Source organism: Hydrogenophaga aquatica (assembly GCF_054780915.1).
In genome coordinates this window covers 17,162-38,936 of record NZ_BAAGVK010000027.1, presented here as the reverse complement: position 1 = coordinate 38,936, position 21,775 = coordinate 17,162, and the positions used below count along the sequence as shown (strand labels likewise).

Annotated in this window: 22 protein-coding genes and 1 tRNA gene; 6 read left to right on the top strand and 17 right to left on the bottom strand. The window is 63.6% G+C overall.

Annotation, left to right across the window (positions count from 1 at the left end; all coding sequences use genetic code 11):
- Nucleotides 1-41 precede the first annotated feature (41 nt).
- Nucleotides 42-1,421, bottom strand: a complete 1,380-nt coding sequence (hemN, locus tag ACYVHH_RS17590; RefSeq protein ID WP_460566624.1) for an oxygen-independent coproporphyrinogen III oxidase — start codon at nt 1,419-1,421, stop codon at nt 42-44.
- Nucleotides 1,422-1,566: 145 nt separating this feature from the next.
- Between hemN and fnr the strand changes: the two genes are divergently transcribed.
- Nucleotides 1,567-2,292 (top strand): fumarate/nitrate reduction transcriptional regulator Fnr, encoded by a 726-nt coding sequence (gene fnr / locus ACYVHH_RS17585; protein WP_460566622.1) that lies wholly within the window; start codon nt 1,567-1,569, stop codon nt 2,290-2,292.
- Between the two features lie 3 nt (nt 2,293-2,295).
- Here the strand turns inward: fnr and ACYVHH_RS17580 are convergent, their stop codons facing one another.
- The 9 genes from ACYVHH_RS17580 to ACYVHH_RS17540 form a co-directional block, all read right to left on the bottom strand.
- Entirely contained in the window at nt 2,296-2,583 is a 288-nt protein-coding gene (locus ACYVHH_RS17580; RefSeq protein ID WP_460566620.1) for a hypothetical protein, read from the bottom strand.
- 41 nt (nt 2,584-2,624) lie between these two features.
- Complete coding sequence (locus tag ACYVHH_RS17575; protein ID WP_460566618.1) at nt 2,625-2,936, bottom strand: nitrogen fixation protein FixH; 312 nt, start codon at nt 2,934-2,936, stop codon at nt 2,625-2,627.
- A 28-nt stretch (nt 2,937-2,964) separates the two neighbouring features.
- Nucleotides 2,965-4,371, bottom strand: a complete 1,407-nt coding sequence (ccoG, locus tag ACYVHH_RS17570) for a cytochrome c oxidase accessory protein CcoG (protein WP_460566616.1) — start codon at nt 4,369-4,371, stop codon at nt 2,965-2,967.
- Between the two features lie 52 nt (nt 4,372-4,423).
- Nucleotides 4,424-5,332, bottom strand: coding sequence for a cytochrome-c oxidase, cbb3-type subunit III (gene ccoP / locus ACYVHH_RS17565; protein WP_460566614.1), 909 nt, complete (start codon nt 5,330-5,332; stop codon nt 4,424-4,426).
- 26 nt (nt 5,333-5,358) lie between these two features.
- Nucleotides 5,359-5,496, bottom strand: coding sequence for a cbb3-type cytochrome oxidase subunit 3 (locus ACYVHH_RS17560; RefSeq protein WP_460566612.1), 138 nt, complete (start codon nt 5,494-5,496; stop codon nt 5,359-5,361).
- Between the two features lie 15 nt (nt 5,497-5,511).
- A complete protein-coding gene (ccoO, locus tag ACYVHH_RS17555; protein WP_460566610.1) occupies nt 5,512-6,141 on the bottom strand; it encodes a cytochrome-c oxidase, cbb3-type subunit II in 630 nt (209 codons plus the stop codon).
- A 13-nt stretch (nt 6,142-6,154) separates the two neighbouring features.
- The gene (gene ccoN / locus ACYVHH_RS17550; protein WP_460566608.1) at nt 6,155-7,609 is read right to left on the bottom strand and encodes a cytochrome-c oxidase, cbb3-type subunit I; all 1,455 of its coding nucleotides are present in this window, start codon (nt 7,607-7,609) and stop codon (nt 6,155-6,157) included.
- Between the two features lie 69 nt (nt 7,610-7,678).
- Nucleotides 7,679-7,816 carry a cbb3-type cytochrome oxidase assembly protein CcoS gene (gene ccoS, locus ACYVHH_RS17545; RefSeq protein ID WP_460566606.1) on the bottom strand — a complete coding sequence of 46 codons (138 nt, stop codon included), beginning with the start codon at nt 7,814-7,816 and terminating at the stop codon, nt 7,679-7,681.
- 16 nt (nt 7,817-7,832) lie between these two features.
- A complete protein-coding gene (locus ACYVHH_RS17540; RefSeq protein WP_460566604.1) occupies nt 7,833-10,220 on the bottom strand; it encodes a heavy metal translocating P-type ATPase in 2,388 nt (795 codons plus the stop codon).
- A 134-nt stretch (nt 10,221-10,354) separates the two neighbouring features.
- Here ACYVHH_RS17540 and ACYVHH_RS17535 point away from each other — a divergent pair, with 134 nt between their 5' ends.
- Entirely contained in the window at nt 10,355-10,798 is a 444-nt protein-coding gene (locus tag ACYVHH_RS17535) for a universal stress protein (RefSeq protein WP_460566602.1), read from the top strand.
- 6 nt (nt 10,799-10,804) lie between these two features.
- Here ACYVHH_RS17535 and ACYVHH_RS17530 read toward each other — a convergent pair whose 3' ends face one another.
- From ACYVHH_RS17530 to ACYVHH_RS17515, 4 genes are all read right to left on the bottom strand, one after another.
- On the bottom strand, nt 10,805-12,352 hold the full coding sequence (locus ACYVHH_RS17530) for a malonate--CoA ligase (protein WP_460566600.1): 1,548 nt from the start codon (nt 12,350-12,352) through the stop codon (nt 10,805-10,807).
- Nucleotides 12,353-12,384: 32 nt separating this feature from the next.
- Nucleotides 12,385-13,179, bottom strand: a complete 795-nt coding sequence (lgt, locus tag ACYVHH_RS17525) for a prolipoprotein diacylglyceryl transferase (protein WP_460566598.1) — start codon at nt 13,177-13,179, stop codon at nt 12,385-12,387.
- Nucleotides 13,180-13,188: 9 nt separating this feature from the next.
- Nucleotides 13,189-15,048 (bottom strand): dihydroxy-acid dehydratase, encoded by a 1,860-nt coding sequence (gene ilvD / locus ACYVHH_RS17520; protein ID WP_460566596.1) that lies wholly within the window; start codon nt 15,046-15,048, stop codon nt 13,189-13,191.
- Between the two features lie 116 nt (nt 15,049-15,164).
- The gene (locus ACYVHH_RS17515; RefSeq protein ID WP_460566595.1) at nt 15,165-15,407 is read right to left on the bottom strand and encodes a TIGR04438 family Trp-rich protein; all 243 of its coding nucleotides are present in this window, start codon (nt 15,405-15,407) and stop codon (nt 15,165-15,167) included.
- A gap of 129 nt (nt 15,408-15,536) precedes the next feature.
- On the opposite strand from ACYVHH_RS17515, the gene ACYVHH_RS17510 reads away from it, so the two are divergent.
- Nucleotides 15,537-15,842 carry a c-type cytochrome gene (locus ACYVHH_RS17510; protein WP_460566593.1) on the top strand — a complete coding sequence of 102 codons (306 nt, stop codon included), beginning with the start codon at nt 15,537-15,539 and terminating at the stop codon, nt 15,840-15,842.
- Between the two features lie 90 nt (nt 15,843-15,932).
- Here the strand turns inward: ACYVHH_RS17510 and acs are convergent, their stop codons facing one another.
- Nucleotides 15,933-17,927 (bottom strand): acetate--CoA ligase, encoded by a 1,995-nt coding sequence (gene acs, locus ACYVHH_RS17505; protein WP_460566591.1) that lies wholly within the window; start codon nt 17,925-17,927, stop codon nt 15,933-15,935.
- Between the two features lie 138 nt (nt 17,928-18,065).
- On the opposite strand from acs, the gene ACYVHH_RS17500 reads away from it, so the two are divergent.
- Together ACYVHH_RS17500 and ACYVHH_RS17495 are read left to right on the top strand one after the other, a co-directional pair.
- Nucleotides 18,066-18,656, top strand: a complete 591-nt coding sequence (locus tag ACYVHH_RS17500) for a TIGR00645 family protein (protein ID WP_460566589.1) — start codon at nt 18,066-18,068, stop codon at nt 18,654-18,656.
- A gap of 34 nt (nt 18,657-18,690) precedes the next feature.
- Nucleotides 18,691-20,241 (top strand): fumarate hydratase, encoded by a 1,551-nt coding sequence (locus tag ACYVHH_RS17495; protein WP_460566587.1) that lies wholly within the window; start codon nt 18,691-18,693, stop codon nt 20,239-20,241.
- A gap of 90 nt (nt 20,242-20,331) precedes the next feature.
- Here ACYVHH_RS17495 and ACYVHH_RS17490 read toward each other — a convergent pair whose 3' ends face one another.
- Nucleotides 20,332-20,955: a DUF6806 family protein gene (locus ACYVHH_RS17490; protein WP_460566585.1), complete on the bottom strand. Its 624-nt coding sequence runs from the start codon at nt 20,953-20,955 to the stop codon at nt 20,332-20,334.
- A gap of 108 nt (nt 20,956-21,063) precedes the next feature.
- Here ACYVHH_RS17490 and ACYVHH_RS17485 point away from each other — a divergent pair.
- A tRNA-Leu gene (locus ACYVHH_RS17485) sits at nt 21,064-21,148 on the top strand.
- 10 nt (nt 21,149-21,158) lie between these two features.
- Here ACYVHH_RS17485 and ACYVHH_RS17480 read toward each other — a convergent pair.
- Nucleotides 21,159-21,761, bottom strand: a complete 603-nt coding sequence (locus tag ACYVHH_RS17480; protein WP_460566583.1) for a hypothetical protein — start codon at nt 21,759-21,761, stop codon at nt 21,159-21,161.
- Nucleotides 21,762-21,775: the final 14 nt, after the last annotated feature.

Genomic DNA, 21,775 nt, shown 5'->3' with positions numbered 1-21,775 from the left:
CTGAGCATGCGGGAACTGTAGCAGCGCGGCCGGACCTGCGTTCAGATGATCTTGGAAAACCTCGCGCGGTCCTGATCCACCTGCAGGTATTTGTCGAACACCATCGCAATGGCACGCACCAGGTACCAGCCCGCTGCCGTCACCTCGATGCTGTCGGCGTTGATCTGGACCAGACCCCATTCCTGCATGGGCTGCAGGCGCTCCAGCTCGCGGGCAAAGTAGGTTCGAAAATCGACCAGATGGCCCAGGTTGATGGACTCGAAGTCGACCGCCCCCTGGCACATGATGGCCATGATGACACTGCGGCGCAGCGCATCGTCACGGTTGAGCGCCAGACCGCGCACGATGGGCAGGCGGCCCTGATCGAGCGCGTCGTAATACTCCTCCAGCGTCTTGGCATTCTGGCTGTAGGTGGCGCCGATGCGGCCGATGGCCGAGACGCCCAGCGCGATCAGGTCGCAGTCAGGCTGCGTGCTGTACCCTTGAAAATTGCGGTGCAGGCGCCCCTGACGTTTGGCCACGGCCAGGGCATCGTCCGGCAGGGCAAAATGGTCCATACCCACGTACACGTACCCGGCCTCGCTGAACATGTCCAACGAGATGGACAGCATGGACAGCTTCTCGGCCGGGCTCGGCAGCTCCGCCGTCAGGATGCGGCGCTGAGGTTTGAAACGCGCAGGCAGGTGGGCATATGCGTAGAGCGCAATGCGCTCGGGCCGCAACGCCTTGACCTGCTCCAGCGTGTGCCGGAACGACTCCGGCGTCTGCAGGGGCAGGCCGTAGATCAGATCGACGTTGACGGATTCAAAACCGATGAGGCGCGCTGCCTCGACCAGCGCGAACACCTGCTCTGCCGGCTGCACCCGGTGAACGGCTTTCTGCACCGTGGGATCGAAATCCTGCACACCGAAGCTGAGGCGGTTGAAGCCCAGGCGGTGCAGGTGCTCCAGGCGCTGCACGGTCACCGTCCGGGGGTCCACCTCGACCGAGTACTCACCGCCGGGCACGAGATTGAAATGTCTGCGAACCATGGCCAGCAGGTCAGACAGTTCGTCGTCGCTGAGGAACGTTGGGGTACCGCCGCCCAGGTGCAACTGCGACACGCTGTGTCCCCGGCCGAAGTGCTCAACCTGCAACTCCAGCTCGCGCGAAAGGTAGCGCAGGTACTCCGCCGCCTTGCTGTGATGCTTGGTGATCACCTTGTTGCAGGCGCAGTAATAGCAGAGAGACTCGCAAAAAGGAATGTGGACGTACAGTGACAGAGGCAGAGCCAGAGAACCGGCGCGGCGCTGCTCCAGCGCCTGCACATAGTCTTTCTCGGTGAACGCCTCCACGAAGCGGTCGGCCGTCGGGTACGAGGTGTAACGCGGCCCCGGCACGTCAAACCGTTGCAGCAGTTGCTCGTCGATCACATGGTTCACAGGCAATATCTCCAGATTTTGTTGAACTGTGCCGCATGGGCTGAGTCTTGCCATTGACGTGAGTCAAAGATTCCCCACAGGGCGGGCAGAATTTCGCACCTGTGAGAGCTATGGGTTAAGCTCACGCCTGCACCAGCCTTTACTTATGGATATCCAAAGCATCAAAGTCGCCTGTTCCAGCTGCAACCTTCGGGAGTTGTGCCTGCCCATGGGACTGAACGCCAGCGAGATGGACAAGCTCGACACCGTCATCTCGACCCGGCGCCGCGTCAAGCGGGGCTCGTCGCTCTTCAACGTGGGCGACAGCTTCACATCGCTTTACGCCGTGCGGTCTGGCTTCTTCAAGACCAGCATCACCACCGCGGACGGCCGTGACCAGGTGACGGGCTTCCAGATGACGGGCGAGATCATCGGGCTCGACGGCATCGTCAACGACAAGCATTCCTGCGACGCGATTGCCCTGGAGGATGCCGAGGTCTGTGTCCTGCCGTTCGACAAGCTCGAACAATTGTCCCGGGAGTTCAGCACCTTGCAGCACCATGTGCACAAGATCATGAGCCGCGAGATCGTGCGGGATCATGGCGTGATGCTGCTGCTGGGCAGCATGCGCGCAGAGGAACGGCTGGCCGCGTTCCTGCTCAACCTTGTTCAGCGCCTCCATGCCAGGGGGTTCTCTCAGTCCGAGCTGATCCTGCGGATGACCCGCGAGGAGATCGGGAGCTATCTGGGCATGAAGCTGGAAACGGTGAGCCGGACGTTCTCGAAATTCATGGACGAAGGCATCATCGAGGTGAAACAGCGCTACGTCCACATCAAGGACACGCAGGCGCTGAGCAGCATCGTCAACGCCCAGCAGCAACAGGAAATCTGAGGCTCAGCAGCAGTTCCTGGCGCAATCCTTGGGCCGTTCGTCTGGTTCAACCGGGCAGCGGTTGACCTCGAAGGGCGACTGCGACAGCAAGGTGGTGAGGGCGCTGGACGCAAAGGTCATGGCCCAGAAGAAAAAGAAGGCAACGGTATAGGTTGCCTGGCGTGATAGCTCGAGCGGCTGTCCGCCCCAATGCAGCTCACTGGGATCGACCAGTGCAAAGACCACCATCTCGATCACCCCTGCCACCAGGAAGGCAGGCCACGCGATCCACATCAATCGTTGAGCAAGCATCATCGGTCTCCTCTTGTGTGCCTGTCCAACGTCGGCAGGCATTATTCGTCTTTGGGTAGTGTAGGCGAAACCACGTGGTTTCGAGCCTTGCCCGCGGGCATCACGCTGAGCTCGGCCGCGGTACGTTCCTCTGGCGAGAGCCGCTGCAGGGCGGCTTCGTCAACCTGAACTTGCGGCTTGCGCTGCAGCACCGGATCGGGATGCCGCACGGCGAGCACGACCGTGTAAATGCCCGCCACAACGACCAGCAAGGGCCCACCCAGCACCATCCAGACGTAAGGCTCCTTGTACCAGGGGCGGCCCGAACGGGCTGGCGCGGGAGATGCCGTGGGGGCGGGGGCTGCGGTACTCATGACACGGGGCTTTCAGGCGTATGTGCGGTTAGCGAGGGATCAGGAAAACCGATTTTTCCTTGACCTGGATGGCGCTGTCACCAGCGGCCTTGATCTCGAACTGGATAGGGTGTGAACCGGGCTCCGAGCTGTTAGGCGGCACCTGTACACGCACTGCAACAGAACGGACTTCGGTGGGCAACACTTCAACAGAAGGTTCGGACGCGATGGTTATCCCGGGCAAACCCGAGACCGAGATGTCGTAATGCTGCTTTGCCTCGGTGGCGTTCATCACCTGCAGGCGGAAAACGTTTTCGATGCGGCCCTGCTCGACCATGCGCGCCAGAGCTCCCCGGTCACGGATCACGTCCACCTTGAGCGGGGTGCGCAGGAACAGGCTGACACCCAGGGCGACGCAGATGGCAAGCAGGATGCCCGAATACACCAGCACGCGGGGCCGCAGGCCACGCCTGATCATCTGGGCACGGGACCAGTTGTTCGTCATGCCGTTCTGGGTCGAGTACTTGATCAGACCGCGGGGATAGGACATCTTGTCCATGACGTCGTCGCAGACGTCGATGCAGGCGCCGCAGCCGATGCACTCGTACTGCAGGCCCTTGCGGATGTCGATGCCCGTGGGGCACACCTGCACGCAAAGTGTGCAGTCGACACACGCACCCAAGCCCAGCGAGGCTGGGTCAGCCTTCTTGGAGCGCGCGCCACGAGGCTCACCACGTTTCTCGTCGTAGGTGACGATCATGGTGTCCTTGTCGAACATGGCGCTCTGGAAGCGTGCGTAAGGGCACATGTACTTGCAGACCTGCTCGCGCATGAAGCCCGCGTTGCCGTACGTGGCAAAGCCGTAGAAGAAGATCCAGAACGTCTGCCAGGGGCCAAGGTCCCAGGACATCACCGCAGCGCCCAGTTCGCGGATAGGTGTGAAGTAACCGACGAAAGTGAGGCCCGTCCACAGGCCAAACGCGACCCACAGGAAGTGCTTCAACCACTTCTTGCCAAATTTTTCAAGGGAGAGCGAAGACTGATCAAGCCGCATGCGGGCAGACCGGTCGCCCTCCACCTTCTTTTCGATCCAGAGGTAGATTTCCGTATAGACGGTCTGGGGACAGGCGTAACCGCACCAGAGCCGGCCGGCCACGGCGGTAAACAGGAACAGCGCCAGGGCGGAAATGACCAGAAGCCCGGTCAGGTAGATGAAGTCCTGCGGATAGAGAACCAGGCCGAAGATATAGAAACGGCGCGCCTCAAGGTCAAAGAGAACGCCCTGGCGGGCGTTCCACTCCAGCCAGGGCAGTCCGTAGAAGATCAGCTGCGTGAACCAGACAAGCACCCACCGCCACTTGCTGAACAAGCCCGAGACAGAACGGGGATAGATTTTCTGTCGCGACGCGTACAGCGAGACTTCGATTTCATCGGTGCCTGCCTCGGCGGCAGGCACGGTTCTGGGCTCTTGCGAATGGGAACTCACAGCGGATCTTCAGTAAACGTACTCAGTTCTGCGGCTTGTTGGACAGGCCCCAGACATAGGCAGTCAGGACATGGATCTGCTGTTCGGTCAACTTGGCGTTCTGGGCCGGCATGACGTTGGTCTTGCCTTCGTTGATCATCTTCACCACAGCGTCCACACCCCAGCCATGCAGCCAGACGTCATCGGTCAGGTTGGGCGCACCCATGACCGTGTTGCCCTTGCCATCCATGCCGTGACAGGCGGCACAGGCACCGAACTTGGACTTGCCAAGCGTGGCCTTGACGCTGTCGTGCGGGCTGCCGGACAGGCTGAGCACGTAGTGCGCAACGTTCGTGACGTCGTCCGGCGTGCCCACGGCGGCGGCCATGGGAGGCATCATGCCCTGACGTCCATGGGTGATCGTGGTCTTGATGGCCTCGGGGTCGCCGCCCCACAGCCAGTCGCCGTCGGCGAGGTTGGGGAAGCTCTTGCTGCCTCGTGCATCGGAACCATGGCACTGCGCGCAGTTGTTCATGAACAGGCGCTCGCCAATGGCCATCGCAGCGGCGTCGGCCGCAAGCTTCTGGGGCTCCATGTCATTGAACTTGGCGTAGATCGGTGCAATGGCGTCCTCGCTCTTCTTCACCTCGGCGGCATGCTGGCCGGTGGACGACCAGCCCAGTTGGCCCTGGATGTTGCCGAACATGGGGTACAGCGCACCATACGCCAGACCGAAGATGACGGTGATGATGAAGAGATAGACCCACCACTTGGGCAGCGGGTTGTTCATCTCACGCAGGTCTTCGTCCCAGACGTGACCGGTGGTGTTGTCGTCATGCGCCTTGACCTTGGTGGTGCCGCTGATCCACAGCAGGATCAGGCAGGCAATGATGCTGACGAAGGTCAGTCCCGCCACATAAAGGTGCCAGAAATCGCTTGTAAAGTCGCTCATGATGATTCTCTTTTCTTGTTGGCTCTTTATTCATCCTTGAAGGGCAGTTGTGCTGCCTCTTCAAAGCGGGACTGGTTGCGCTTCGACCACGCCCACCAGACGATGCCCAGAAAAGTCACCAGGCTGATCACGGTGACGATGCTTCGCAGGTCGTTGATGTCCATCTCAGAGCCCTCCGGTTACTTGACGGCCGTGCCCAGACTCTGCAGGTAGGCGATCAGCGCCTGCATTTCGGTCTTGCCCTTGACCTCTTCGACAGAAGCGGCGATCTCCTGGTCGGTGTAAGGTGCGCCCAGCGTGCGCAGCGCCTTCATGCGGGAAGGCAGCGCTGCAGCATCGACTTCCTTGCGCTCCAGCCAGGGGTAGGCGGGCATGTTGGACTCGGGCACCAGGTCACGCGGGTTGACCAGGTGGATGCGGTGCCATTCGTCAGAGTAGCGGCCACCCACGCGAGCCAGATCCGGACCGGTACGCTTGGAACCCCACTGGAACGGGCGGTCGTAGACGAACTCACCGGCCAGGGAGTAGTGGCCATAGCGCATGGTCTCGGCGTGGAAGGGACGGATCATCTGGGAGTGGCAGCCGTAGCAACCCTCTTTCACGTAGACGTCACGACCTGCCACTTGCAGCGCCGTGTAAGGCTTGAGGCCCTCGACCGGCTGCGTGGTGGACTTCTGGAAGAAGAGAGGAACGATTTCGACCAGACCGCCAACGGCGATCACCAGGACGATCAGAACGATCATCAGGAAGTTGTTGGTCTCGATCCGCTCGTGGGTAAAACCCTTGGGCGCTTCGTTGTGTTGTGCCATTTTGTTGTCCTCCTCAGGCGTGAGCGGTGGCAGCGGGAATCTTGACCTGGGGCACTGCGCCTGCCTTGAGGCCTTGGCGAGCGGTCATCCAGACGTTCCAGGCCATGACGCACATGCCGCCCAGGTACAGCAGACCACCCAGCAGACGGATCACGTAGAACGGGAAGGTGGCCTTCACGGATTCGACGAAGGTGTAGGTCAGCGAACCATCGGGGTTCACGGCACGCCACATCAGGCCCTGCATGACACCGGCGATCCACATGGCGGCGATGTACAGCACGATGCCGATGGTGGCCACCCAGAAGTGCAGCTCGATGGCCGACTTGGAATACATCTGCTTCTGGCCGAACAGGCGCGGCACCAGGTAGTACAGCGAACCCATGGAAACCAGACCCACCCAGCCCAGGGCACCGGAGTGCACGTGGCCGACGGTCCAGTCGGTGTAGTGAGACAGCGCGTTGACGGTCTTGATGGACATCATCGGGCCTTCGAACGTGGACATGCCGTAGAACGACAGGGACACGATCAGGAAGCGCAGGATGGGGTCGTCACGCAGCTTGTGCCATGCACCCGACAGGGTCATGATGCCGTTGATCATGCCGCCCCAGGACGGTGCCAGCAGGATGAGCGAGAACACCATGCCGACGGACTGGGTCCAGTCAGGCAGCGCGGTGTAGTGCAGGTGGTGGGGACCCGCCCACATGTAGGTGAAGATCAGCGCCCAGAAGTGGACGATGGACAGGCGGTAGGAGTAGACAGGGCGCTCAGCCTGCTTGGGGATGAAGTAGTACATCATGCCCAGGAAGCCTGCCGTGAGGAAGAAGCCCACGGCGTTGTGGCCGTACCACCACTGCACCATGGCGTCCTGCACGCCAGCGTAGGCGGAGTAGGAGTGGAGCAGACCGGTGGGCAGAGCCGCGCTGTTGACGATGTGCAACAGGGCCACGGCGAGGATGAAGGCGCCGAAGAACCAGTTGGCCACGTAGATGTGGCGGACTTTGCGGGTGCCGACGGTGCCGAAGAAGACGATGGCATAGGCCACCCAGACGGCGGCGATCAGCACGTCGATCGGCCAGATGAGTTCGGCGTACTCCTTGCCCTGGGTGTAGCCCAGCGGCAGGGAGATGGCGGCGGCGACGATGACCAGCTGCCAGCCCCAGAAGGTGAAGGCAGCCAGGGGCCCGAGGAACAGGCGCGTCTGGCAGGTGCGCTGCACCACGTAGTAGCTCGTGGCGAAGAGCGCACAACCACCAAAGGCGAAGATGACCGCATTGGTGTGCAACGGGCGCAGACGGCCATAGGTCAGCCATTCAATGCCCAGGTTGAGCTCGGGCCAGGTCAACTGGGCCGCGATGATGACGCCAACCAGCATGCCCACCACGCCCCATACCACGGCCATGATGGAGAACTGTCTGACGACCTTGTCGTTATAGACCCCCTCCAGGGAGCCCGCTGTTGTTACGGACATACCAAACTCCTCGTAAATGTCACCACGATGCAGTATCCGACGCCATTCGGCAAATCGGCTTGACTTAGATCAATCGCCCCGAAGAATGCGTTCACCTTCGCGTTCGATGTTGTCGAACTGCCCCGATTGCAGGGCCCACCAGAACAGCCCGATGATGCCGAGCACCAGCACCACGGACAGCGGAATCAACAGGTACAGGACTTCCATTGGGAGGACCTCCTTTTCATGATTGCGGGAAAACAGGGGGCGCAGGCCAGGCGCGCGTCAGGCGCATGGCGTTGCCGATGACCAGAAGGGAACTGGCGGCCATGCCAAGGCCCGCCAGCCATGGCGGCATGAGCCCGACCAGCGCCAGCGGCACGCAGACCGCGTTGTAGGCAGCCGCCCACCACAGATTCTGCCGGACGATGGCCATGGTTCTGCGCGCCAGCAGCAGGGTCTCGACAACCTCCAGCAGCCGCCCGCTCTGGACGACGAAATCCGATTGGGCCTGCGTGAGCGGCGCGCCATGCCCCAGGGCGAAAGAGCTGTCGGCCCGCGCCAGCACCGGGCCGTCGTTGAGGCCGTCGCCAACCATGACCAAGCGGGCGCCCTGCTCCTGGAGCGCGACCACCTCGGCCAGCTTGCGCTCGGGGCTCGCCTCCGCCACGACGTCCGGTATCCCGAGTTGACGCGCGACACGCTCTGCCGCCTGACGCCGGTCACCGGAGAGCAGCCGCGTGCGCAGGCCCTCTGCCTGGAGACGGCGCACGGCCTCCAGGGCATCTTCGCGTATGCCTTCGTCCAGCACGAAAGTGGCGAGCCAGCCGTCCTCATCGGCCAGATAGGCGCAAGGCGTGCCCGGTTCGCTGCGACCCAGTTCGAGCAGGTTCGCCTCGTCGAGCCCGCAAAAGGCCGCGGACCCCAGGCGCATCCAGCCGCCCCCCGGCAAAGCAAAAGCCATCCCCTGCCCTGGCACATCCTGGACTTCCTGGAAATGGCCTGCATGGGGCCTGTCACCGGCCTCTTCCGCTGCCCGGGCAATCGCTCGTGAGACCGGGTGCAGCGACACACTGGCCAGCGGCCACGCTGCGAGCAGCGCATCCCGGGGCGCCAACCCGTCTCGAACACGGACTTCACGCAGGACCACACGGTCCCGCGTGAGGGTACCGGTCTTGTCGAACACCACCGTGTCCACGTCTGCCAGGACTTCAAAGGCCTGCAGGCGGCGCACCAATATGCCACGCTGCGCCAGCACACCGGCCGATGCGAGCATGGCCGCGGGCGTGGCCAGCGAAAGCGCGCACGGGCAGGTCACGATGAGCACCGCCACGGCCACCGCCAAGGCGCGGGTGTGGTCCAGCTGCCACCAGTAGAAAGCCGCCACGGCGGCAGCCAGCAGCACCAGCACCAGGAAAGGCGCCGCAATGCGGTCGGCCAACCTGGCCAGACGCGGTTTTTCAATGGAGGCCTGCTCCATGAGGTTGACGATCTGGGCAAACCGCGTGTCACGGCCGAGCTTGTCGATGCGGATCAGCGCCGGGCCTGACAGGTTGTAGCTGCCTGCCACAACGGACTCACCCTTGTGGCGAGTGACGGGGTGAGACTCGCCCGTGAGCAGGGCCTCATCGACCGTCGCGCCGTCGCTGAGGACGGTGCCGTCCCCCGGGAAGGCCTGGCCCGCATGCACGCGCACAACGTCACCCACCAGCAGGCGCTTGAGGGAGACCGGCGTGAAACTGCCATCGGTGCCCTGGCGGTCACAGCGCTCGGGCAGACGGTTCATCAGGGCGTCCAGCGCGCCAGCCGTGCGGTCACGCGCCTTGAACTCCAGGTAGCGCCCGCCCAGCAGGAAGAACACGAACATGGTGAGCGAGTCGAACCAGACCTCGCTGCCCCAGGGACCGGACGGATCAAAAGTGGCAGCGCTGCTGACCAGGAAAGTGACCAGGATGCCGATGGAGACAGGCGTGTCCATGCCGATGCGGCCTTTTCGCAGGTCGCGCCACGCGCTTTCGAAGAAAGGGCCGCTGGCAAAAAGCACCACAGGCAGGCTAAGCACCCAACTCGCCCAACGCAACAGCTGGGAAATGTCCGCAGGAATCTCGCCCGGCTCCGTGACGTAGTCTGGCCATGCGTACATCATGACCTGCATCATGCAAAAACCTGCCACGAACAAGCGCCACAGCGCCTTGCGGGTTTCGGCCAGCCTGGCACTGACGCTGAGCGCCTGCCGCATGGGCAGGAGGCGGTAACCGGTATCGCCCACCGCGCGGGCCAGATCGGACACCCGCGTGAGCGCCGGGTCCCAGCGCACGGTCAGGCGGCGCGTGGCAGCATGAACCTGCGCAGACACAACACCTCGCCGTCCCTCCAGCGAAGACTCGACGGCATCGGCACAGGCAGCGCAATACATGCCCTGCACCATCAGCACCGACTCGCACAGCGCAGGACCGTCACCGCCACAAGGCTGCGTGAACTCTTGCTGCTCCACCGGATCGTCGAGAACCGAGAAATCGTCCTCGACGGTCAACGGCCCGCGATGGGCATCGCCCGGCCACGGCACCTGCCGGGAAGCCGAAGGCGCAGCACCGCCCTCATCGACTGAACGAACCGCCGTGGAATCTGACATTGAGCGAGCCTAACCGAGGAGAACTGCGAGACGGTTGACATAGGTCAAGGCTGCCAACGTCAACCCCATTTGCACTGGGGCCATTTCTGGCCACAATAACCCGTACCGCACACAAGCAAAAGAGGAGATTCTGCATGTACAAGCGCATCCTGGTGGCCACCGATGGCTCGAAACTTTCCAACATGGCCGTGGAACATGCTCTGGGGCTGGCCGACATCACAGGCGCTGAAGTGGTGGCCTTGAAGGTGGTGCCCCGGTATCCCCAGACGTATTTCGAAGGCGGCGTGGCCCTGGCGGCAGAAGAGGTCAAACGCATCGAGAAGCAGTGGCAGGAAGAAGCCCTGGAAGTGGTGAACGCCGTGAAGGCGCAAGGACAGAAGCAGGCCGTGAAGGTCAAGACCGCCACAGTGAAATCCGACCTGATCGCCGAAGCGATCATCGCCGCGGCCAAGCGCCACAAGGCCGACCTGATCGTGATGGCGTCACACGGACGCCGAGGCCTCAAGCGCCTGCTGCTGGGCAGCGAAACCCAGCAGGTGCTGACGCACTCGCACATTCCGGTGCTCGTGCTGCGCTGACCGCCATCAGGCGCGCGCCTGGAACGTCTCCTGGTACTGGGCGCGCAGCAGGTTCTTCTGGACCTTGCCCATGGTGTTGCGGGGCAGGTCGGCGACCACCACGCAGCGCTTGGGCACCTTGAAATTGGCCAGCTGGCCCTTGAGGGTGGACAGTATGTCGTCCGCCGCCACGGCGGCCCCCGCCCGCGGCACGATGACCGCCACCCCCACCTCGCCAAAATCGGGGTGTGGCACACCGACCACGGCGCTTTCAGCCACGCCGGGCAGTTCGTTGATGTAGCCCTCTACCTCGGCCGGGTAGACGTTGTAGCCGCCGCTGATGATGAGGTCCTTGCTGCGGCCGACGATGGTGACGTAGCCTTGCTCGTCCTGCCGCCCCACATCACCGGTCTTGAACCAGCCGTCTGGCGTGAATTCCTCGCGTGTTTTTTCGGGCATGCGCCAGTAGCCCTTGAATACGTTGGGCCCGCGCACTTGAATGCCGCCGATCTCGCCCACCGGCACGGGGGCGTTGTCGTCGTCCACGATGCGTACACCGACGCCCGGCAACGGGAAGCCCACCGTGCCGCCACGCCGCTCCGACTGCCCCCCATGACGCCCATCGGCCCGGTAGGGGTTGGAGGTGAGCATGATGGTCTCGCTCATGCCATAGCGTTCCAGGATGGTGTGCCCCGTACGCACCTGCCATGCCTTGAAGGTTTCGATGAGCAGGGGCGCCGAGCCGGAGATGAACAGCCGCATGTGCCGGGCCGCCTCGGGCGTGAGCGCGGGCTCGGCCAGCATGCGCACGTAAAGTGTGGGCACGCCCATGAACACCGTGGCCCTCGGGAACCAGCCGATGGCGATCCTCGGGTCGAACTTCGCCATCCACAGCATGGGGCTGCCGTTGATGAGCGCGCCGTGTATGGCCACGAACAGGCCGTGCACGTGGAAGATGGGCAGAGCGTGGATCAGCACGTCATCGGGCTGCCAGCCCCAGTAATCGCGCAGCATCTGTGCGTTGCTCAGCAGGTTGCCGTGCGTGAGCATGGCTCCCTTGCTGCGGCCGGTGGTACCGCTGGTGTACAGAATGGCAGCCAGATCATCGGCCTGGCGCAGCACGGGCTCGTGCACGTCGGCGTGGTGCGCGGCACGCTCCAGCAGGCTGCCGGTGCGGTCGTCGTTCAGCGTGAACACGTGCGCCGTGCCCGCCTTGAAGGCGATCTTGCTGACCCAGCCGAAGTTCGCGCCCGTGCAGACCACGACAGCGGGCTCGGCATCACCGATGAAATATGCGATTTCGGCCTTCTGGTAGGCGGTGTTCAAGGGCAGGAACACCAGACCGGCGCGCAGGGTGGCCAGGTAAAGCACCATGGCCTCGACGGATTTTTCCACCTGCACCGCCACGCGCGCGCCTTCTGGCAAGTCAAGCGACTCCAGCAGGTTGGCCACCATGGCGCTGGCGCGGTCCAGGTCGCGCCAGGAATAGAGCAGGCCCTGGTCGGTCTCGACGGCCCAGGTGTCCAGGTCTTCCGGGAAAGCGGCCCGCAAGGCCGAAAAGACGTTTTGGTTCATGTCGGCTTCCACAGAATGCTCAGGAGACAACCTCAGGCTGCGCGGCGAGCGGACCAAACCCAGAGCGCCACACCCGCCAGCACCATGGGCAGGCTGAGCCACTGGCCCATGCTCAGACCCATGCCCAGGAGGCCCAGGTGCGCGTCGGGCTCACGGAAGAATTCGGCCAAGAAGCGGAACGAGCCGTAGCCCACGAGGAAGGCGGCGGACACCACGCCCGTGGGGCGAGGCTTGCGTGCGAACAGCCACAGCAGCACGAACAGCAGCAACCCCTCGAGCAGGAACTGGTACAGCTGCGAAGGGTGGCGGGGTGCGTCACCCGCGCCGCGGAACACCATGCCCCAGGGCAACGACGGGTCCGCCACCCTGCCCCAGAGTTCGCCATTGATGAAATTGCCGATGCGCCCGGCAGCCAGGCCGGTGGGCACGCAAGGCGCCACGAAGTCCATCACCTGCAGCCAGGAGCGCTGCCGCGTGCGCGCGAACCAGACCATGGCCAGGAGCACACCGATGAGCCCGCCGTGAAAGCTCATGCCGCCTTCCCAGACGGCAAAGATGCCCAAGGGATTCGCCAGATAGTCCAGCGGCTTGTAGAACAGCACGTAGCCCAGGCGGCCGCCCAGGATGACACCCATCACACCCAGGAAAAGGATGTCCTCGACATCGCGCTTTTCCCAGCCCAGCGCGTTGTAGGGCGGGTGCGACAGCCGCAGGCGACCCAGCCACAGGAACAGCCCGAAAGCCGCCAGGTAGGTCAGGCCGTACCAATGCACGGCCAGAGGCCCGATCTGCAAGGCGACCGGGTCGATCTGGGGATGCTGCAGCATGTGCGGGCGTCAGTCGTCGAGCAGGGACAGGTCGCGCACGGCCCCCTTGTCGGCCGACATGGCCAGCAAAGCGTAGGCCTTGAGCGCGGCGGAGACCTTGCGCGGGCGCGGCTGCGCGGGCTTCCAGCCCTTGGCGTCCTGCTCGGCGCGGCGGCGCGCCAGTTCCTCGTCGCTCACCAGCACGTCGATGGTGCGGTTGGGGATGTCGATGCGGATGCGGTCACCGTGGCGAACCAGACCGATGGCGCCGCCAGCGGCTGCCTCGGGCGAGACGTGGCCGATGGACAGACCGGACGTGCCGCCGGAGAAGCGGCCGTCGGTGAGCAGCGCACAGGCCTTGCCCAGCCCCTTGGACTTGATGTAGGACGTGGGGTAGAGCATTTCCTGCATGCCGGGGCCTCCCTTGGGACCCTCGTAGCGCACCACAACCACGTCACCAGCCTTGACCTTGTCGTCCAGGATGTTGGCCACGGCTTCGTCTTGCGACTCGACCACGTGGGCCGGGCCTTCGAACACCAGCAGCTCATCGTCCACGCCAGCCGTCTTGACCACGCAGCCGTTGAGGGCGATGTTGCCATGCAGAACGGCCAGGCCGCCCTCCTTGGAGAAGGCGTGGTCGTACGAGCGGATGCAGCCTTCGGCGCGATCGGCGTCAAGGCTGGGCCAGCGTGTGTTCTGGCTGAATGCCACCTGGGTGGGGATGCCGGCAGGCCCCGCCATGTAGAACGTCTTCACCTCGTCCGAAGGATTGCGCATGATGTCCCACTGGTCCAGCGCGTCTTTCAGCGTCTTGCTGTGCACCGTAGGCACATCGGTGTGCAGCTTGCCTGCACGGTCCAGCTCACCCAGGATGGCCATGATGCCACCGGCACGGTGCACGTCCTCGATGTGGTACTTGTTGGTGTTGGGCGCGACCTTGCACAGCTGGGGCACTTCGCGCGAGAGGCGGTCGATGTCCTTCATGGTGAAGTCGATACCGGCCTCCTGGGCGATGGCGAGCAGGTGCAGGATGGTGTTGGTGGAGCCGCCCATGGCGATGTCCAGCGTCATGGCGTTCTCGAAAGCCTTGAAGCCGACAGAACGGGGCAGGACGGTTTCGTCTTCCTGCTCGTAGTAGCGCTGGCACAGTTCCACGGCCAGGCGGCCCGCGCGCTTGAAGAGCTGCTCGCGGTCGGCGTGGGTGGCAAGCACGGTGCCGTTGCCCGGCAGGGAGAGGCCCAGGGCTTCCGTCAGGCAGTTCATGGAGTTGGCGGTGAACATGCCGGAGCAGGAACCGCAGGTCGGGCAGGCAGAGCGCTCGACTTCGGCGATCTCGGCGTCGGAAACCTTGCTGTCGGCAGCCATGACCATGGCGTCCACCAGATCGAGCTTCTTGATCTGCACGGTCTGCGTGCCGGGCACGGCCAGGCGCACCTTGCCGGCCTCCATCGGGCCGCCAGAAACGAACACCACGGGGATGTTCAGGCGCATGGCGGCCATGAGCATGCCGGGGGTGATCTTGTCGCAGTTGGAGATGCACACCAGCGCGTCGGCGCAGTGGGCGTTGACCATGTACTCCACGCTGTCGGCGATGATGTCGCGGCTAGGCAGCGAATACAGCATGCCGTCGTGACCCATGGCTATGCCGTCGTCCACGGCGATGGTGTTGAACTCCTTGGCCACGCCGCCAGCGGCCTCGATCTCGCGGGCGACCAGCTGCCCCAGGTCCTTCAAGTGGACGTGACCGGGCACGAACTGGGTGAACGAGTTGGCGATGGCGATGATGGGCTTGCTGAAGTCACCATCCTTCATGCCAGTGGCGCGCCACAGGGCGCGGGCACCCGCCATGTTGCGGCCGGCGGTGGAGGTCTTGGAACGGTATGCGGGCATGGGAGGGAAACCTTCGTGACGTGGATACGCGCACCGCAATCGGTGCAGAGGAAATTATCTCGCAGCCTTGGATTGCGCGGGGCGGCCAAGGCCTTCCAGGGACAGGGGGTAAACGGTTATTTGCGCTTGATGGGAGGCAGCCCCAGGCGCTTGCGCCCGGTATTGATGCGCTCTTCCTTGCGCTGATCTTCCCTTGCCATGGCCTTGCGGCGGGTGTACCCGGAAAAGTCAGCCCACCACCACCAGACGACGGCCATGGCGAAGGGAGACAGCACCCACCACCACTCCCAGGAAGAGACAGGGTCGACTTCCAGGTACTTGAGGATCAGCAACGCCACTCCCAGAACCAGCAGGTACATGTTGTACTCCTGTAACGCTTAACCGTATCGATTGCAACAACTCGTAATGGCCAAGACGGTATTTCAGCGAGGCCCGATAGAATTCATACCGTCACTGTATCTCCAAAATTCTCTCCCAAGGAATACTCCATGAAACGCGCATTGCTGATACTCGCTGCATCCACCGTGGTGGCACTGCCGGCCATGGCTGACGAAGCCCTGGCCAAGTCCAAGAACTGCATGGCTTGCCATGCCGCCGACAAGAAACTGGTCGGCCCCGCCTACAAGGACGTGGCCAAGAAGTACGCTGGCGACGCCACAGCCGCCGACAAGCTGGCCGCTAAGATCGTCAAGGGTGGCTCCGGCGTGTGGGGTGCCATCCCCATGCCCGCCAACCCCCAGGTCAGCGACGCTGATGCCAAGAAGCTGGCATCCTGGATCCTCGGCATGAAGTGATTCAGACAGCGTTCTGAACAAAAAACCCCGCTTTTTCAAGCGGGGTTTTTTTATGCCTGCCGCAAGCGCGGCAGGATGGCACGGCATGGCTCAGTTGGTCTTGGCCAGCTGCTCCAGGATGTGCGGGTTCTCCAGCGTGGAGGTGTCCTGCGTCACAGCCTCGCCTTTGGCGAGCGAACGCAGCAGGCGCCGCATGATCTTGCCGGAACGGGTCTTGGGCAGGTTTTCGCCGAAGCGGATTTCCTTGGGCTTGGCGATGGGGCCGATTTCCTTGCCCACCCAGTTGCGCAGTTCATTGGCAATGGCCTTGGCCTCGTCGCCCGTGGGCACCGGGCGCTTGAGCACCACGAAGGCCACGATGGCCTCGCCGGTGAGGTCGTCGGGACGGCCCACCACGGCGGCTTCGGCCACCAGGTCGGTCTTGCCCACCAGGGCGGATTCGATTTCCATCGTACCCATGCGGTGACCCGAGACGTTCAGCACGTCATCGATGCGGCCGGTGATGCGGAAGTAGCCCCGGTCAGCGCTGCGCACGGCTCCGTCGCCCGCCAGGTAGTAGCCCTTGAGCTCCTCGGGGAAGTAGCTCTTCTTGAAGCGCTCGGGATCGCCCCAGATGGTGCGGATCATGGACGGCCACGGGCGCTTGACCACCAGGATGCCACCAGAACCGTTGGGCATGTCGTTGCCGGTTTCATCGACGATGGAAGCCATGATGCCCGGCAGCGGCAGCGTGCAGGAGCCAGGCACCAGCGGCGTGGCACCCGGCAGCGGGGTGATCATGTGGCCGCCGGTTTCGGTCTGCCAGAAGGTGTCGACGATAGGGCAGCGCTCGCCGCCCACGTGCTTGTAGTACCACATCCAGGCTTCGGGGTTGATCGGCTCGCCGACGGAACCCAGGATGCGCAGGCTGGACAGATCCCAGTTCTTCGGGTGCACCTTCTCGTCGGTGTCGGACGCCTTGATCAGCGAACGGATGGCGGTGGGCGCGGTGTAGAAGATGGTGCACTTGTGCTTCTCGATCATCTGCCAGAAGCGGCCGGCGTTCGGGTAGGTTGGCACGCCTTCGAAGACGATCTGGGTCGCGCCTGCGGCCAGCGGGCCGTAGGCCACGTAGCTGTGGCCGGTGATCCAGCCGATGTCGGCCGTGCACCAGAAAACGTCGCTGTCCTTCAGGTCGAAGGTCCACTGCATGGTGAGCGCAGCCCACAGCAGGTAGCCGCCGGTGCTGTGCTGCACGCCCTTGGGCTTGCCGGTGGAGCCGGACGTGTAGAGCACGAACAGCGGGTGCTCGGCGCCCACCATTTCGGCCGGGCAGTCGGTGGACTGGGCAGCCATGACGTCGTGCATGAAGGTATCGCGGCCAGCGACCATGTTGACGGCCGTCTGGGTGCGCTGGAACACCACCACGTTCTTGATGGTTTCGCAGCCGCCCATGGCGATGGCTTCGTCCACGATGGACTTGAGGGGCAGCTCCTTGCCGCCGCGCATCTGGTAGTTGGCGGTGACCACGGCCACGGCGCCGGCGTCCTGGATGCGCTCCTGCAGTGCCTTGGCGGAGAAGCCGCCGAACACCACGCTGTGGGTCGCGCCGATGCGCGCACAGGCCTGCATGGCCACCACGCCTTCGACGGTCATGGGCATGTAGATGACCACACGGTCACCCTTCTTGACACCCATGCCCTTGAGCGCGTTGGCGAACTGGGAAACCTTGCCCAGCAGTTCCTTGTAGGTGACCTTGGTGACGGCGCCGTCGTCGGCTTCAAAGATGATCGCGGTCTTGTTTTCGACCGGGGTACCCATGTGGCGGTCCAGGCAGTTGTAGGAGGCGTTGAGCTCGCCGTCCTGGAACCACTTGTAGAAAGGCGCGTTGGACTCGTCCAGCACCTGGGTGAAGGGCTTGTTCCAGGTCAGCACCTCGCGGGCACGCTGGGCCCAGAAGCCTTCCAGATCACGCTCGGCCTCGGCACACAGGGCCTGGTAAGCCTCCATGCCTGCAATGCGGGCGGCCTTGACGGTGGCCTCGCTGGGCTCGAACACCCGGTTTTCCACCAAGGTGGACTGGATGGCGGACGACGGTGCGGACATGTTGGGTCTCCTCTGGTACGGACAATTGAACGACGTGAAATGTGCGCAAGGGCTCTTACGAGGCTCTTACACCAATCGTCAGACACTGTAAAGCACACATCCTACAATTGCCGGGCTAAGTCAATGCCTGCGTACTTCATGGCCAACCCCATTCGCCCCATCGCCCCCCTGCCGAAACTGATCTTTGCCAGCCGCTGGCTCCAGTTGCCCCTGTACATCGGACTCATCGCCGCACAGGCCATCTACGTTTACCATTTCTGGGTTGAACTGGTCCACCTGATCGAGGCTGCCTTCGGCAACCAGCAGGCGCTGGCCGCGCTGGTCACCAGCATCGGCTACAACACCGATGTGCAGATCACCTCGCTCAACGAGACCATCATCATGCTGGTGGTGCTGGCGTTGATCGACGTGGTGATGATCTCGAACCTGCTGATCATGGTGATCGTCGGGGGCTACGAAACCTTTGTGAGCCGCATGAACCTCGAAGGCCACCCCGACCAGCCCGAGTGGCTCAGCCACGTCAACGCGTCGGTGCTGAAGGTGAAGCTGGCCACGGCCATCATCGGCATCAGCTCGATCCACCTGCTCAAGACCTTCATCAACGCCGCCAACTACACCGACAAGGTGCTGATGTGGCAGACCCTCATCCACATCACCTTCCTGCTCAGCGCCATGGCCATCGCCTTCACGGACAAGCTCCTGCACCAGGCCGGCGCCGATGACCACTGATTCCCGGCCCATCACGTAGAGAAAGACTCCCACCATGACCGCCATCCGCCAAGAAGACCTGATCCAGTCCATCGCCGACGCGTTTCAGTACATCAGCTTCTATCACCCGCTCGACTACATCAAGGCGCTGGGTGAAGCCTACGAGCGCGAGCAAAGCCCCGCCGCCAAGGACGCGATCGCGCAGATCCTGACCAACTCCCGCATGGCGGCCGAGGGCCACCGCCCGATCTGCCAGGACACGGGCATTGCCGTGGTGTTCCTGAAAGTGGGCATGAACGTGACCTGGGCCGACGCCACCATGAGCGTGCAGGACATGATCAACGAGGGCGTGCGCCGCGCCTACCTGAACCCCGAGAACCCGCTGCGCGCTTCGGTGCTGGCCGACCCGGCCGGTGCCCGCAAGAACACCAAAGACAACACGCCTGCGGTGGTGCACTACGAAATCGTGCCGGGCGACCACGTGGAGGTGATCTGCGCGGCCAAGGGCGGCGGCTCGGAAAACAAGTCGAAGTTCTACGCACTCAACCCGTCGGACTCCATCGTGGACTGGGTGCTGAAGACCGTGCCCACCATGGGTGCTGGCTGGTGCCCGCCCGGCATCCTGGGCATCGGCATTGGCGGCACGCCCGAGAAGGCGCTGCTGCTGGCCAAGGAATCGCTGATGGCGCCGGTGGACATCCACGAGCTGATCGACAAGAAGAAGTCTGGCGCCACGCTGACCCGCGTGGAGGAACTGCGCCTGGAGCTGTACGAAAAGGTGAACGCCCTGGGCATTGGCGCACAAGGCCTGGGCGGCCTGACGACCGTGGTGGACGTGAAGATCATGGACTACCCGACCCACGCGGCATCGCTGCCTGTGGCCATGATCCCGAACTGCGCGGCCACCCGCCACGTGCACTTCCACCTGGATGGCACGGGCCCGGCCAAGCTGGAGCCGCCCAAGCTGGAAGACTGGCCTGCCGTGACCTGGACCGCCGACACCAAGAGCGCCACCCGCGTGAACCTGGACACGCTGACCAAGGAAGAGGTTGCCAGCTGGAAAGTCGGGCAGAAGCTGCTGCTCAACGGCAAGATGCTGACCGGGCGCGATGCCGCTCACAAGCGCATTGCCGACATGCTGGCCAAGGGTGAGAAGCTGCCGGTGGACTTCACCAACCGCGTGATCTACTACGTGGGCCCGGTGGACCCGGTGCGTGACGAAGTGGTGGGCCCGGCCGGCCCGACCACCGCCACTCGCATGGACAAGTTCACCCGCATGATGCTGGAAAAGACCGGGCTGATCTCGATGATCGGCAAGTCCGAGCGCGGGCCGGTGGCGATCGAGGCCATCAAGGACAACCAGAGCGCCTACCTGATGGCCGTGGGCGGTTCCGCCTACCTGGTGGCCAAGGCCATCCAGGCCGCCAAGGTGGTGGGCTTCGAGGACCTGGGCATGGAGGCCATCTATGAGTTCGACGTGCGGGACATGCCCGTGACCGTGGCCGTGGATTCCACCGGCAACAACGTGCACGAGAGCGGCCCTGCGGAATGGGGCAAACGCATTGCCAGCGGCGAGTTCAAGGGCATTGCCGTGACGGCGAACTGAGCCAGTTGAGAAGCGCCCCTCCTCGCGGGGGACGCCTCAGCAAAAAGCCCCTGGTGGATGCCAGGGGCTTTTTGTTTCCCCGATCGGGGATCAGTGCAGGTGGCGAGGCTTGCGCGGACCGCCATGGCCGCCCGCAGGGCCGGAGCCACGGGGGGGCTTGCCCAGCTGCATGGAGCTGACCAGGGCATCGAAGCGGTTGGTGAACAGGCGGTCGATGGCCACCACCACCTCGCCCAGCTCGGAAGCGTCGAAATGGCGCTCCATCAAGTGCACCACGTCCTGCACCAGCATGTCGCGCTGCACCTGCATGATGGCTGCAGGCGTGGGCCCGACGAAGCACATGACGAAATCGTCACGGGCCTCGGCGTCGGGCGATGCATCTTCCTCATCGAACTCCAGGTCGTAGAAGGAGACCTCGATGGGAGCACCGGCTGCGGCAATGTCGTTCAGGCTCATACAGGCTTCGTCAACCGCCAGGCGGAAGTCTTCGTCACCCTCGACCGTCCAGCACAGTTGCAGCAGGTGTTCCTTGGGGTCGAAGCGGATGCCAGGCTCGTCCTCGTAGGCACTGGGGGCAGCGTCCACCAGGGAGCGGGCACCGGTGTACTGCCACAGGGGCTTGAGGGCCTCCTGGATCTGGGCGTAGTCCACATCGTCGCGCAAACGGACGTCACCGTGGACGTGGATCTCAAAAGGCGGGTTGAAGTGGCTCATGGTGTTGCTTTCGGGTGTGCGCCGCAGGCGCGGTCCTGCCCTTCTTGACAGGGTGTGATTGTAGTTCCTGCCGCCCAGCATGGGTCGGTACAATGCCAGCCCTGGCCCGCGCGGGTGACGGAACAGGTAGACGTAGCGGACTTAAAATCCGCCGCCGCAAGGCGTACGGGTTCGAGTCCCGTCCCGCGCACCAGTCACCGGGCTCAACGCCCGGCAACCAGGGCTTCGTAGGCCTGCCGCGTCTGCGGCGAGACGGACTCCAGCACCTGCTGATACGAGGTCTTGTGCCGCCCGAGCAAACGCGCCGACGCCACCGTGCGTGATTTGCAGAACCAGTGGCAGGTGTGCTGCATCAGGTACAGCTCGGCCGACAGCATGTAGGCCTTGGCCTTGGGCGCGAGCCCATCGCGATTGGCCACCACCCCGGCAATGCCCCGGGCGTGCAGGGCCAGCATTTCGCGCAGGTCGATGGTGGAGCGTGGCAGCCAGCGGTCGATGTAGGGCACCGCCAGCTTGCACACCCTGGCCTGCTCTGGCGCGACACGGGCAAAGCCCTGCGCAAAGCGGCCGAACTGGTCGCTCAAAGAGGTCTCTGTGCTTTCCAGCAGCTGCCAGATCTGCTCGCGGCGGGCAGGGTCTTTTTCGTCGAGAGCACGCATGTAGCCCTGCGCCAGGTGGGCCATGAGCTTCTCGATCTGGAAGTGCCCCAGGTGGCTGCCCAGCAGGGCCATGCGGCGCTTTTCGTCACGCACCTTGAGGGTGAAAGCCCCCAGGGCCACGAGCATCGCCAGAAAAAAAGTATCCATCCCAACAGAACCGG